Origin of the sequence: Salmonirosea aquatica, from assembly GCF_009296315.1 — a bacterium.
GTDB lineage: Bacteria > Bacteroidota > Bacteroidia > Cytophagales > Spirosomataceae > Salmonirosea > Salmonirosea aquatica.
On the sequence record NZ_WHLY01000002.1, the window covers coordinates 4,379,383 to 4,392,829 of the forward strand.

General features: G+C 51.3%; 8 protein-coding genes. 5 read left to right on the forward strand and 3 right to left on the reverse strand.

What is annotated here, in order from left to right; all coding sequences use genetic code 11:
* Positions 1 to 16: 16 nt before the first annotated feature.
* The 5 genes from GBK04_RS19070 to GBK04_RS19090 all read left to right on the forward strand — a co-directional run bounded on the left by GBK04_RS19070 (position 17) and on the right by GBK04_RS19090 (position 8,190).
* On the forward strand, positions 17 to 3,100 hold the full coding sequence (locus GBK04_RS19070) for a PVC-type heme-binding CxxCH protein (RefSeq protein ID WP_152762406.1): 3,084 nt from the start codon (positions 17 to 19) through the stop codon (positions 3,098 to 3,100).
* A gap of 106 nt (positions 3,101 to 3,206) precedes the next feature.
* On the forward strand, positions 3,207 to 5,903 hold the full coding sequence (locus tag GBK04_RS19075; protein WP_152762408.1) for a PVC-type heme-binding CxxCH protein: 2,697 nt from the start codon (positions 3,207 to 3,209) through the stop codon (positions 5,901 to 5,903).
* A 111-nt stretch (positions 5,904 to 6,014) separates the two neighbouring features.
* The gene (locus GBK04_RS19080; RefSeq protein WP_152766237.1) at positions 6,015 to 6,935 is read left to right on the forward strand and encodes a hydroxypyruvate isomerase family protein; all 921 of its coding nucleotides are present in this window, start codon (positions 6,015 to 6,017) and stop codon (positions 6,933 to 6,935) included.
* A 105-nt stretch (positions 6,936 to 7,040) separates the two neighbouring features.
* Positions 7,041 to 7,541, forward strand: coding sequence for a phosphoribosyltransferase family protein (locus GBK04_RS19085; protein ID WP_152762409.1), 501 nt, complete (start codon positions 7,041 to 7,043; stop codon positions 7,539 to 7,541).
* A gap of 34 nt (positions 7,542 to 7,575) precedes the next feature.
* Entirely contained in the window at positions 7,576 to 8,190 is a 615-nt protein-coding gene (locus tag GBK04_RS19090; protein ID WP_152762410.1) for a Uma2 family endonuclease, read from the forward strand.
* A gap of 240 nt (positions 8,191 to 8,430) precedes the next feature.
* Here the strand turns inward: GBK04_RS19090 and GBK04_RS19095 are convergent, their stop codons facing one another.
* From GBK04_RS19095 to GBK04_RS19105, 3 genes are all read right to left on the reverse strand, one after another.
* On the reverse strand, positions 8,431 to 9,759 hold the full coding sequence (locus tag GBK04_RS19095) for an APC family permease (protein WP_152762412.1): 1,329 nt from the start codon (positions 9,757 to 9,759) through the stop codon (positions 8,431 to 8,433).
* A 276-nt stretch (positions 9,760 to 10,035) separates the two neighbouring features.
* Positions 10,036 to 10,362, reverse strand: a complete 327-nt coding sequence (locus GBK04_RS19100) for a helix-turn-helix domain-containing protein (RefSeq protein WP_152762414.1) — start codon at positions 10,360 to 10,362, stop codon at positions 10,036 to 10,038.
* A gap of 114 nt (positions 10,363 to 10,476) precedes the next feature.
* The gene (locus tag GBK04_RS19105; RefSeq protein ID WP_152762416.1) at positions 10,477 to 13,422 is read right to left on the reverse strand and encodes a DEAD/DEAH box helicase; all 2,946 of its coding nucleotides are present in this window, start codon (positions 13,420 to 13,422) and stop codon (positions 10,477 to 10,479) included.
* Between the last annotated feature and the right edge of the window lie 25 nt (positions 13,423 to 13,447).

Consider the following 13,447-nt stretch of genomic DNA (forward strand, 5'->3'; position numbering starts at 1 on the left):
TAAAGCCCATACTTCCATGAAATTTACCAAATCCCTTTCCTTCATAGCGGGCAGCGTAGCCGCCCTGGGCTTTTTGGCCGCTTCCTACCCCAATTTGAACCCGAGCCGCGTGACGAGTGGTGCTCTCGACACGCTGTACAACGACCTGACCGATGAGCAGAAACACTCGCCGCAGTATGCCGTAGCAGGATTGAACGTTGCCGAAGGACTGGAGGCCAATCTGTTCGCTTCGGAACCCGCTATTACTAACCCTACCAATATCGACGTGGATTACCGGGGGCGCGTGTGGGTATGTGAAGCCTACAACTACCGTCCGGCCATCACCGGGAAGCCGACCCGCCCCGAGGGCGATCGCATCGTGATTCTGGAAGATACCGATGGCGACGGCAAGTCCGATAACAGCAAGGTGTTCTACCAAGGGCCGGAGTTAAACGCGCCACTGGGTATCCTGGTCATGGGGAATCGGGTGCTGGTGTCACAAAGTCCGTACGTGTGGCTGATGACCGATACCGACGGCGACGATAAAGCCGATAAAAAGGAAATTATTTTCGAAGGGGTGGGGGGTACCCAACATGACCACGGCATGCACGCCTTCGTATTTGGGCCCGACGGCAAGCTATATTTTAATTTTGGCAACGAAGGTGGGCAATTGCTTGATGGCAAAGGAAACCCGGTACTTGATAAAGATGGCAAGGCTCTGGATTTTAAGAAAAACCGCATGGGCATGGTGTTCCGGTGTGATCCCGATTTCAAGAATGTCGAGATTTTGGGAAATAATTTCCGGAACAACTATGAGGTAGCTATCGATAGCTATGGTACCCTGTGGCAGTCTGATAATGACGACGATGGCAACAAGGGGGTACGTATCAACTACGTGATGCCCTACGGTAATTACGGCTACCAGGACGAACTCACCGGGGCAGGCTGGCGCGCCAATCGCACCAACATCGAAGAGGAAATCCCCCGCCGACATTGGCACCTGAACGATCCGGGCGTAATTCCTAATCTGTTACAGACCGGGGCCGGCTCACCTACCGGCATGATCGTTTACGAAGGCCGGATGCTACCCCCCGTATTTCAAGATCAGATGATCCACTGCGATGCGGGCCCCAATGTGGTGCGCTCATACCCTGTCAAAAAAGACGGAGCGGGCTACACCGCCTCGATCGTGAATGTGCTGGAAGGCAAGCGCGATCAATGGTTCCGGCCTTCGGATGTGTGCGTGGCGCCCGATGGATCCCTCATCGTAGCCGACTGGTACGATCCCGGCGTGGGTGGCCACCAGGCGGGCGACCTCAACCGGGGACGGATTTATCGCGTGGCACCCGCCAATACGCCCTATCGCATTCCCTCTGTGGACGCTACCTCGCCCGAAGGGGCCGTGGAAGCACTTCAAAGCCCCAATATGTCGGTGCGGTACATGGCCTGGAATTCATTGAAAAACATGGATAGTAAGGCCGTTCCGCAACTGACAAAGCTGTTTAACGATGAGTCGGCCAACCCCCGGATGCGGGCGCGGGCGCTGTGGCTGCTGAGTAAAATCGAGGGTAGAACCTCGCCCAGCCTCGATAAAGCCTTGGCCGATTATAATGCTGATCTGCGCATCACGGCGCTGCGAGCAGTACTGGAACTTCCCAGTGACCCAACCTCCATCATTATGAAATTGGCGGGCGATCCCGATCCTCAGGTTCGCCGTGAATGTGCGCTGGCTCTGCATGGCAATACGTCGAGCGGCGCAGCGGCCGCCTGGGCCAAGCTGGCCCAGCAGTATGATGGCAAAGACCGCTGGTACCTGGAAGCCCTGGGCATTGGTGCCGCCGGACAGTGGGATACCTTCTTCGACGTCTGGTTGAAAACCGCCGGAGAAAATCCGCTGGCTACCGAAGCCGGTAAGGACATCGTATGGCGGGCGCGTACGGCCGAGGCGGTACCTTTGCTGGCGTCTCTGGCGGGCGATCCGAACGTAGATCTGAAAAGCCGACTGCGGTACTTCCGGGCCTTTGATTTCAATCCAGGGGGGAAGGAAAAGTCGGAAGCTCTGCTGAAAATCATGGAGGGAAAAGCCGCCAATCAGGATGAGATCAATCGACTGGCCCTGCGACACCTCGACCCGGAATTCGTTAAAAAATCGCCCAAAGCCCTGGAGGCGTTACAAAAACTGTTGGACTCGACCTATGGTACCCCGGAGTACATCGACCTGATGACTCGCTATGGCATTGCCACCGAAAACAAGCGCCTGCTCGATTTAGCCCTTCAGAAGCCCTACGACGGTGTCGGTCGCGATGCGGGCCGCCTCCTGCTGGCCCAGGGCGGAGCGCCCATGCTGTGGAATGTGGTGAAAGGCAACGATGCCGCCAAAGCGGGCGCGGCACTGGCTTCTATCCGAAGCGTGGGTAGCAAGGAGTCGCTGGACATGCTGCGGACGGTAGCACTGGATGCTAAATATCCGCTGCCCCTTCGTCGCGAAGCCGTACGGGCTATGGGCGGCAGTCAGGATGGCGAAGATATGATACTAAATCTCCTGAAAGAAAGCAAACTAACGGGTGAACTGAAAGGCGCTGCCGTGCAGGGGGTTAGTGGGGCGTGGCGCAGAGCGGTGCGAACCGAGGCGGCCAAGTACCTGGATGGTGGCGCGACTGCCTCGGCTAAAAAGCATCCGCCCGTTACAGAATTGGCGCAGATGAAAGGTGATGTGGTCAAAGGCCAGAATGTGTTCAAAATGTACTGTGCTACCTGCCACCAGGTCAACGGCGATGGCGCTGACTTCGGACCCAAACTGTCCGAAATCGGCAGCAAACTACCCAAGGAAGGCGAGTACCTGGCCATTTATTATCCCAGCGCGGGCATCAGTTTTGGCTACGAAGGTTGGGAAGTGAAATTCAAGGACGGCTCTTCGGTCACGGGCATTGTTTCCAGTAAAACCGAAACCGACCTCATCATGAAATTCCCCGGTGGCACTACGCAGGAATACAAGATGTCGAATGTGAAATCCATGAAACAACTCGACGAATCCATGATGCCTTCGGGTTTGCAGGAGGCCATGAGCACCGAAGAACTGACGGGCCTGGTGGAGTACCTAAGTTCGTTGAAAAGAAAGTGATTATTTCAAGCCCATGGCGATCAGCTGATCGCCATGGGCTTTTTTTCCTTCGCAAGAAGCCGTAATTTTCGGGATAATTTTCGTGCAGTAGAATTGAGAATCCCGTATGTCTTATAAGTCAGTAGTTTATAAAAAGTCAGTTTTTGTTTTAGGTAGCATTCTGCTAGTCGTTTTTGGCAGTAGCGCATTTCGCCTCTCCCGCCTCCCTCTTTCCCAAACTTTTCCCGATTCACTCGCTGCTGATACCGTTTTTGTCTACGATTCGCTTTCTGAAAAAGAAAAGCGTTTTCCTGAATTTGCCGTTGCGGGCCTCGATGTGGCCGAGGGACTGGAAGCTACTTTGTTCGCCTCGGAACCTACCCTTTCCAATCCTACCAGCATCGACGTAGACCACCGGGGCCGCGTGTGGGTATGCGATGCCTACAACTACCGACCCACGATTCACGGCGATGCCAAAACCCGCTCCAAACAGGATCGCCTGACGGGCGACCGGATTCTGATTCTGGAAGATACCGACGGCGATGGCAAATCGGACCTGACCAAGGTCTTTTACCAGGGCCCCGAACTGGACGCGCCCTTGGGAATTTGTGTGATCGGTAACCGCGTGATCGTGTCGCAAAGCCCATACGTATGGTTGTTCACCGATGACGATGGCGATGATAAAGCCGACCGCAAGGAAATTATTTTCCGGGGTGTCAGCGGCGCCCGGCACGACCAGGGTATCCATTCCTTCGTTTTTGGCCCCGACGGAAAATTTTACTTCAATTTCGGTGGCGAAGGCAAGCAACTGCTCGACGCGCGGGGCCGGGGCTTCTACGATAAGTTCGATCAACCCATCAATTTCCACAACTACCGCAAAGGCATGGTGTTCCGCTGCGACCAGGATTTCAAGAACCTGGAAGTACTGGGCGACAATTTTCGCAATGGCCTGGAAGTGGCCGTGGACAGCTACGGTACCGTGTGGCAGTCGGACCATGATGAGGACGGTAACGAAAGTGTGCGCATCAACTACGTGATGGAAAACGGCAATTTTGGCTATACCGACGAAATGACAGGTACCACCTGGCGTGTGAACCGCACCAACCTGGAAGAAGACATTGCCCGGCGCCACTGGCACCAGAACGACCCCGGCGTAGTACCTGATGTACTGCATACGGGTTCGGGCGCTCCGGCGGGCATGGCAATATACGAAGGACAACTTTTACCCCGCAAATACTGGGATCAGATCATCCATGCCGACGCGGGTCCCAACGTGGTACGGGCGTATCCGATCGAAAACGACGGCGCGGGCTACAAGGCGAACATGCTGGAGATGGTCAAAGGTACCCGCGATACATGGTTTCGTCCGTCGGATGTATGTGTGGCGCCCGATGGTTCGCTCATCGTATCCGACTGGTACGATCCGGGTGAGGGTGAGATCGGTATTACTGACCTGAACCGGGGTCGGATTTATCGCATTGCCCCGCCTAAGGTACCCTACCGCGCTCCGAAGTACGATTTAACCTCGCCCCAGGAAGCCACGGATGCTTTGCAGAACCCCAATCTGGCTACCCGTTACCTGGCTTGGAATGCCCTGGTGAAAATGAGCTTCAAGGCCGAACCTCCGCTGGGCGAACTGCTGCACCGCTACAACGCCAACCCCCGCCTTCGTGCGCGGGCGCTGTGGGTGCTCAACAACATCGAGGGGGTCAGCAACCGACATCTTGAGAATAGTTTTCGGAACATCAACCCCAATCTGCGCATCACGGCGCTACGGGCCGTGCGGCAGCGCAACGCCGATCCTACCGAATACATCAAGCTCCTGACCACCGACCGCGACCCGCAGGTACGCCGCGAGTGTGCACTGGCTATTTACCGCAACCATACTTACGAGGCCCTGGACGTGTGGCTGCAACTGGTGGAACAGTACGAGGGCAACGACCGCTGGTACCTTGAGGCCCTTGGCATCGGTGGCTACAAGCAGTGGGACCGGCTGTTTCGGGCGTGGCTCACTAAGGTAGGTGATCCGCTGAAAACCCCCGCCAACCGCGACATCGTGTGGCGGGCTCGTACCAAGTACACCATCCCGTACCTGGCCAAACTTGCGGCCGATCCGGAGGTACCTTTGAAAGACCGCCTGCGGTACTTCCGCGCCTTCGATTTCAATCCGACGGGCTACGACAAGTCTACAGCGCTCCTGGGACTTACCCAAAAGAAGGTACCCGACCACGTGGAGGTAAGCAAACTGGCACTGTACCATTTGGGAAAAGATTTTATTCAGGATTCGTATTGGGGCAAGATCGCGCTGGTGAAGTTGCTGGACGAAACCTACGGTACCCAGAACTACATCGAACTGGTGGCGCGCTATGAGCCTGTATTTGAAAATGAGCGCCTTTTCAAACTCGCCACCGATCGCCCTGATACCGATATCGGTCGCGATGCGGGCCGCCAATTGCTGCGCCAGGCACCGAATGCCTACATCTGGAATAAGCTTGAAACCAGTAATGACGAGAAGCAACTGGCTCTGCTGGCCTCGATCAGGGCGGTGGGGAGCCAAAACTCGCTTACCATTCTGGCCAGCGCGGCGGCAGGTACCTCGCTCCCCCACGCGGTGCGGCTGCGGGCGGCAAGGTACCTGGGCGGTAGTTGGGAAGGGGAAGAATTTGTCTTAAAATTGTTAAAAGAAAACCGCCTGCACGGCGAAATCAAAGCCGCTGCCATCGATGGCATCAGCCATGCCTACCGGAAGGAAATCCGCGAAGAGGCCGACAGGTACCTCGATTTCTCGCGCGGTGGCGGGGTAGGTAGTAAGGTGCTCGAATGATGAGTTTTGAATGATGAATGAGTAAATATTCATTCACTCATTCACAATTGGAATTGGTATATTTCTCGTTTTCCCTCCTTTGTCTTGTAAACCTTAAAAAGAAGAAAAATGATGCGTCGCAGAAATTTTGTAAAATCTACCCTCGGCCTGGCCGGAGCTGCCGCCCTGTCTACAGGAAACCTGTCGGCTCGTCCGACGGCCAAGAATAAATTTAACCTGAAATATGCCCCCCACTTCGGAATGTTCAAAAACATGGCGGGCGACGATCTGATCGACCAGCTCAAATTTATGGCTGACCAGGGTTTCACCGCGCTGGAAGACAACGGCATGATGGGGCGTCCCGTGGACGTACAGGAAAAAATCGCGAAAGAAATGTCGCGCCTGGGCATGGAAATGGGCGTTTTTGTGATCGACAAAGGCGGCAATGGAGCCAATACGCTGGCGGCGGGTAAGAAAGAATACGTCGATATATTTCTGGATGGCTGTAAGCGGGCCGTGGAAACGGCCAAGCGCGTCAATGCCAAGTGGGCCACCGTGGTACCTGGCGACTTTGAGCGCAACCTACCCATCGGTCTGCAGACTGGAAACGTCATCGACGCGTTGCGCCGGGGATCTGAAATTCTCGAACCAGCCGGGCTGACCATGGTGCTGGAACCCCTGAGCGATACGCCCAATCTATTCCTGCGTACCTCCGACCAGACCTACGAAATCTGCCGGGGTGTCAACAGCCCTTCCTGCAAAATCCTGTTTGATATCTACCACATGCAGAAAAACGAGGGGCACATTATCCCGCACATCAATTGGGCGTGGCCCGAAATCGGGTATTTCCAGATCGGCGACAATCCGGGCCGCAAGGAACCGACCACGGGCGAAATCAACTACAAGAATATCTTCAAGTACATCTACGACCGCAGCAAGAAGGAAAACAAGAGCTTCATCATGGGGATGGAACACGGCAATTTCAATCCGGGCAAGGAAGGGGAGCAGTCGGTAATCAATGCCTACATCGAAAGCGATAAATTTCCGATTTAAGGGAATTCTTGAGGAGCAAAGTACCAAAGGCACAAAGGGGCAAGTCAGTTTTGTCATTTTGTGCCTTTGCATCTTTCAATTTTCCACTTTCAATTTTCAACTAATTTGAGCCAGCAAATCCTGACCATCGAGCAGACTCGCCAGAAAATCCGGCGCATCGCCTTCGAGATTTACGAGCGTAATTTTGAGGAAGAGGAAATCATTCTGGCGGGCATCGCCGGACAGGGCTTCGAATTTGCGCGCCTGCTGGCCACGGAACTGCAAAGCATTTCTCCCCTGCAAACCAGCCTGGCCGAGATGCTGTTCGACAAGGAAAAACCTCATAGAAGTGAGATTACCTTCCGCAACGAATTCACGCTGACCGACGGCAAGGTCGTCATCATGGCCGACGACGTACTGAACACGGGCCGTACCCTGGCCTTCGCCCTGCAACCCTTTCTGCAATATCGCCTCAAAAAGCTACAGGTAGCCGTCATCGTGGACCGGAACCATCGCCGTTTTCCCGTATCGGCCGACTACGTAGGGTATGCCCTGAGCACTACCTTCAACGAGCATGTAGAGGTGGTACTCAGCCGGGAAGGCGAGGAAGGGGTGTATTTGAAGTGAGAAGATTTTAGAGGTACCTTTACCTTAAAAAGATATGGCCGTCATCACCAGTCTTTCGCAGCTTGACCCACAGGGTACCTACTCCTACGCCGATTACCTGAGTTGGAGGTTCGATCAGGCGTTGGAAATTATCCGGGGGAAGATATTTCCCATGTCGGGTCCCAGCCGAACGCACCAGAAGATTTCGTGGAAATTGAGTGGGCTTTTTTTTAACCATTTCAATAACCAACCCTGCGAAGCTTACGCCGCGCCCTTCGACGTGCGGCTCTACAACCGTACCAAGTCGCTCAAAGCCGACCGGGATATTTACACCGTTGTGCAGCCGGATTTGTGTATTATCTGTGACCTTGAAAAACTCGATGAGCGCGGCTGCCTGGGCGCGCCTGATTTGGTGGTGGAAATCCTCTCACCCGGCAATGCGGCGCGTGAAATGAAAATCAAAAGGGAACTGTATGGCGAGTCCGGGGTGCAGGAATATTGGATCGTGGACCCCGCCCGTGAAACCCTGACCCGCTACAACCTCGAAGAAGGAGGTACCTACGGACGTCCCCTCATTTTTGTGAGCGACGAAACGGTACCTTCGGTCGTTTTTCCCGATTTGAAGCTGGATCTTGGGGAGTTGTTTGCGGGGGTGGGGGAAGGATCGTGAGGTTGGATCTTGGTTTTCAGATGTGGTGTGGGTAACGAACAGGGCTTTGTGTAGGTGTGAAGTTAACAATGACCGCCTGAAATCACTGCCAAGCTTTTTGATAAAGTTAAATATTATGAGCTAATGCTGGGCTTTATTCGATAGACCCGAACTGAAGTACAAAAAAGTTACTGTGGAACATTGTTATTCCGTTGAGCCACACTTGCACAAAACCCCATATTGTGCGTTCGTGTTATTTTGTCAACTATGATGCCGGTATAAATCATTTTTTTTCTTTGAAATCTTTGTGATTGAATAAATGAGAGAAAAAACAATAATGAAGACAATAACTCCAATTAGTTCTTGTTTTGATAAATTCGATAGAAGCCATACAATAACACATATAGCAAGCATTGGAATAATAATACCACCAGGAACTATAAAAGTTTTTGCAGATATTAAGGAGTCAGTTTTTCTAAGTTTTAAAGTTGCAAGTATAACTCCAAGATAAATAATGAGCGAAGACGCACTTGCAATGATAGCAAGCTGCTTGAAGGCGCCAAAAATTGCAAACAAAAGTCCTAATGAAGCGTAGAACAAAACGGCGATATACGGAGTTGAAAATCGTGGATGTATTTTGGATAGTACTTTTGGCATCAAGCCATCTCTTGCACCTGCAAAGAGTATACGAGGCACAGATAAAATTTCACCACCGAGGGCACCAAGCATGGATATAGATGTAGTAGCAGTTATCAATACTATTCCACTTTTACCAAAGACAATGCCTGCTACTGCGGCTAATGGTGCATCCTGATGTGCTTCAATTGTTCCTCCAAGTACACCCTGTGTAACCAATTGAATAGCCAAGTAGATGATTAACACACTGGCTATTCCTAAAAATATCCCTAACGGTACAGTTTTCTTTGGATTCTTCATCTCGCCACCGTTGCTAAGCGGTGTTTCAAATCCCATAAAGGCGAAAAACAAAAGAAGAGATGCAGAACCTATGTTGCTAGTAGTTGGATTGATAGTCCAGTATAAATTTTCGCTTACGATAAAACTTGCTCCCACAATTACCAGAACCAGCAACGGAATAAGTTTTCCAAATGCTGTAAATTCAATGAAACGAATTCCATTTTTTACACTTCGAATATTAAGGAGTGCAATTCCGCCAAAAATTATAAAAAAGAAGCCTATTCTGAATAGTTCATTGCTGAGTGAAGGGAAAAAATATTTTAATGTATCAGCTAGTGCATTAGCTATTGCCGCATCTGAAATTACACTTGCCCCGAACCAATAGATATTATTGGCTAAAAATCCTGTATAAGGACCAAATGCAGTTTCGATGTATTCATAAACTCCTCCACTTGCAGTTGTTTTGCTACCTAATTCAGCAAAGCACAAGGCAATTAAGAAAATTAGTATCCCGCAAACGAAATAAGTAATCACTGCTGCTGCTCCAAGGTTTACAGCAATAAGTGCAGGAATTACAAAAATGCCAGTACCTATTGTTTGGTTGATAATTGCCAATGTGAGCGACCATACTCCGATTTCTCGTTTAAGGTTTTCTTTTACTGAAACTGGAGCCATATTTTTTATATTTCGCTATCCATTTTTGAATTGGGTGCTGCCAAAGTATGACGCATAGCTCTCGTATATACGCTATTGTTGCAGTGCTATTTGTATTTATTTCTCTCTTGCCTATATAGCATTGAACTTTTCGTATAGCTACAAACTCACCACTACCTCACAGTTGGGTCTTATACAATTACCTGCATAAACAAATAGGTACCCCCTCAATCCAATAGCCCCAGCACATCCTCCCGCAAGAATGATTCTCTAAACCTTATTTCCAGATTAGACCCATTAGGCTACCTTTACAAAATTATCTTCCAGCTTTACATTAAAATTTATTTCTGCTTTCAGGGCTTTGAAAACCTTTAAAATGGTATCAATGGTTGCGCTATTGGCACTACTTTCAAGTTTCGAAATTTGTGCTTTTTGAACTCCGACCAGTTTCCCCAGTTCTTCCTGCGTCAGATTTCGTTCCTGCCTAGCCGACTTGATCATTTTTCCTAGAAGGTCCATACGAAGTTCATATTCGTATTCGTCACGCTCACTCGTCCCAGCTTTGCCGATATATTTGTCTTTCATTTCGGCCAGCGAATACGTTTTAATGTATTTATTTTCCATTGGACTGTCTAAATGTTAAATCTCGCAGATGCCATAAAGATATTAAGAGTTTCCAAATTTAGAAACCCTATTGACTATGAGATTTAAAAATATGCTTTCAATCAAGGTACCCTCTTAATCCAACAACCCCAGTACATCCTCCCGCGAGAGCGATTTTAAGAAGCCTTCTTCGCTGGAAATTAGGTCGTTGGCCAGTTGGCGCTTGGAGTGTTGTAGAGCCAGGATTTTTTCTTCTACGGTATTTTTCGTGATGAATTTGTAGGTGAACACCGTCTGCTCCTGCCCGATGCGGTGGGCGCGGTCGACGGCCTGTGCTTCGATGGCGGGGTTCCACCACGGGTCCAGCAGGAACACGTAGTCGGCGGCCGTGAGGTTCAGACCTACCCCGCCCGCTTTGAGCGAGATCAGGAACAGCTTAAGGGTAGGGTCGTTCTGGAAGGTTTCTACTTCGTACCGCCGGTCTTTGGTGGAGCCGTCGAGGTAGGCGTAGCGGATTTTCTTCTGGTCAAGGTACCCCCTGAGCAGCGTGAGGTGCTTGACGAATTGGCTGAAAACCAAAATTTTGTGGTTTTCACCAATGGCCGTTTCAAGCTTGTGGATAATGTCCTTGAATTTCCCCGAATCGCTTTCATAGCCTTCATCCACCATGCGCGGGTGATTGGCCAACTGCCGGAGTTTGGAGAGTCCCTGCAATACCACCATCTGCGACTTCGACAATCCCTCGGTTTCGATTTGTTCCAGAATCAGATTACGGTAGTACGACTTCGCTTCCTCGTACTTGGCTTCCTGATCCTCGCTCATATCGCAGTACTGCACGCTCTCCACTTTCTCGGGTAGGTCGGTGGCTACCTGCGACTTGTGGCGGCGCAGGATAAAGGGCTTGATATGATGGTAGAGCCGCTGGGTTTTTTCCTCATCATTTTTTTTCTCGATGGGTAGCTGGTACTCTTTCCGAAAAAACGATTGGTTTCCCAGCAGTCCGGGATTCACGAACGTCATCTGAGACCACAAATCCAGGGTACTGTTTTCCAGCGGGGTACCTGTCAGGATCAGACGGTGCGCTGAGTGGAGTTTCATCACGGCCTTTGTGATGCCGGACGTAGGATTTTTGATGGCCTGTGATTCATCCAGAATGATGTAATGGAAGCGAAAAGTCTTCAGTAAACCCACGTCCAGCCGCGCGATGCCATAGGAAGTCAGGATCAGGTCGTAGTCGGCAAACTGCTCCGTATTTTTCTCCCGGTAGGTACCCGTATACTGGAACACTTTCAGATCGGGCGTAAAGCGTTGTGCCTCGAGCGCCCAGTTGTACAGCAGCGAGGTGGGCATCACGAGCAACGAAGGCGCAGTGGCCCCGTTTTCCTTCTCCGATTGTAGCAGCGCCAGCGTCTGAATCGTTTTGCCCAGGCCCATGTCGTCGGCTAGGCAGCCGCCGAAGCGGTACTGATTCAGGAAGCGCAGCCAGTCGTAGCCTGCCTGCTGATAACGGCGCAGTTCGCCCCGGAATCCGTGGGGTGGGGGGTAGGTTTCGATTTGCTGGAAATCACGGAGATTCTCGAGCCGTCGGCTCAGGACGGTGGTCGCCAGGCTGTCACGCTGAAGTTCCTGCACCAGAATGAGGTGATGCTTTTTTAGCCGCAGTGTGTCGTCGGTGCTGTGGCTTTCAATATAGGTAAAGAGTTCGGAGTATTTCGTGAACCACCATTCGGGAATGACGGCAATCTCGCCATTGGGTAGCGCAAACTCCTTTTTACGTTGCAGGATATAGCGACGCAGCTTAAGGAAGGGAATCTCGAACTCGCCAAACCGTACCTTGGCGTGGATGTCGAACCAGTCGCGGCCCTCGATGATGGACACATCCAGCGAGGAGTACCCCAGAAAGTACCTTCGTGTGTTATCGGCGCTCTGCCGCACTTCAAAACCCTGCTCACCGAGTTTTAATAAATGCGCGTTCAACCAGTCGAAAGCTTGTGCTTTGGTGAGGAGACAACGTCCCTGCCGCACATTCAACCCCCAGTCTTTCAATTGATTGATGCGTTGCCGTTCGAGGGGTAGGTCGCGCCTGACTTTATGGAAAATGTAGTCGTCGCCACTTTTTTCCAGGCTCACGTTAGACGCATGGGCAAAACTGTCGAATTGAAAAGAAAATTGACCATAGCAAAACGATAGGTCGAATGCCACCTCGCTATCCCCGGAAAGATCTTCTTCTGCCTCGCCTTCCGGCTCTCCAAAAAGCGCAGGTACCTGTTTCTTGTGGGAATACATTTCCGAAAGGGTAAGAACAGGCCGGGCGGGCAATTTTTCCTGCCGGATTTCCAGACCTTTCGACGCTACATCGTAGGAGGCAATCAACGGAACCACAAACTTACGGTAGTACTGATCCTCCATCGCGCGCGGAATGGCAATGAACTTTTTGTTGAGGAAAGGACGAATTTTCTTACCGTCTACTTCCCCTTCAAAATGATAGAGACCACCGTTGACCACGAGCCAGGCCGGTTCGTCACAAATCACCATGCCATCGGCATACTGAAAGTTAAGCTTTTGCCCCGCGTAGAGCATGGTGGGGAAATAGTGGGTGTTCTCCTCATTGCGCATGACGTAAAAACGCACCCTGGTTTTTTCCGGCATCCATTCCAGCCGCTTCCAGATCGGGTCACCGTCGTTGCCCATAATGAACAGCTGCTTTCCGACCAATTTTTCCAGAATCTTTGCCCTGAATCCTTCCAGGTACCCCGCAATGGTTTCCTGAATCCCTTTATCGCCCTTTTGGGGATCGTAGATTTTGAGGAAAAAATCAACCGGACTGAGTTTACGGGGATTGTATTTTCGTAAAATGACATCCTGCTGCATATCATCGATCAGCCTGACCAGTTCGAAATCGGTTTCGTCCAGCCCGGCAGCAAATTCACGGACGTTCTTGGCCGAAATATTCTGATTAAGAAAAGTGAGGTCGCCCCGGCTGTCCAGCTGCACCACGAACGATTCGAATAGATAGCCCAGGTACTCATGCTGCAGCAGAGAGTAGATGATTTGGTAGGGTTCGGTGGTAGATACCTTCATGCGGCGGCGGGTAGCTGAGGGGAAT

What these genes read in the sequence shown, in the direction of transcription:
- GBK04_RS19070 (WP_152762406.1), top strand. Translation starts at nt 17, where the DNA reads ATGAAATTTACCAAATCCCTTTCCTTCATAGCGGGCAGCGTAGCCGCC.
- GBK04_RS19075 (WP_152762408.1), top strand. Translation starts at nt 3,207, where the DNA reads ATGTCTTATAAGTCAGTAGTTTATAAAAAGTCAGTTTTTGTTTTAGGT.
- GBK04_RS19080 (WP_152766237.1), top strand. Translation starts at nt 6,015, where the DNA reads ATGCGTCGCAGAAATTTTGTAAAATCTACCCTCGGCCTGGCCGGAGCT.
- GBK04_RS19090 (WP_152762410.1), top strand. Translation starts at nt 7,576, where the DNA reads ATGGCCGTCATCACCAGTCTTTCGCAGCTTGACCCACAGGGTACCTAC.
- GBK04_RS19095 (WP_152762412.1), bottom strand. Translation starts at nt 9,759, where the DNA reads ATGGCTCCAGTTTCAGTAAAAGAAAACCTTAAACGAGAAATCGGAGTA.
- GBK04_RS19100 (WP_152762414.1), bottom strand. Translation starts at nt 10,362, where the DNA reads ATGGAAAATAAATACATTAAAACGTATTCGCTGGCCGAAATGAAAGAC.
- GBK04_RS19105 (WP_152762416.1), bottom strand. Translation starts at nt 13,422, where the DNA reads ATGAAGGTATCTACCACCGAACCCTACCAAATCATCTACTCTCTGCTG.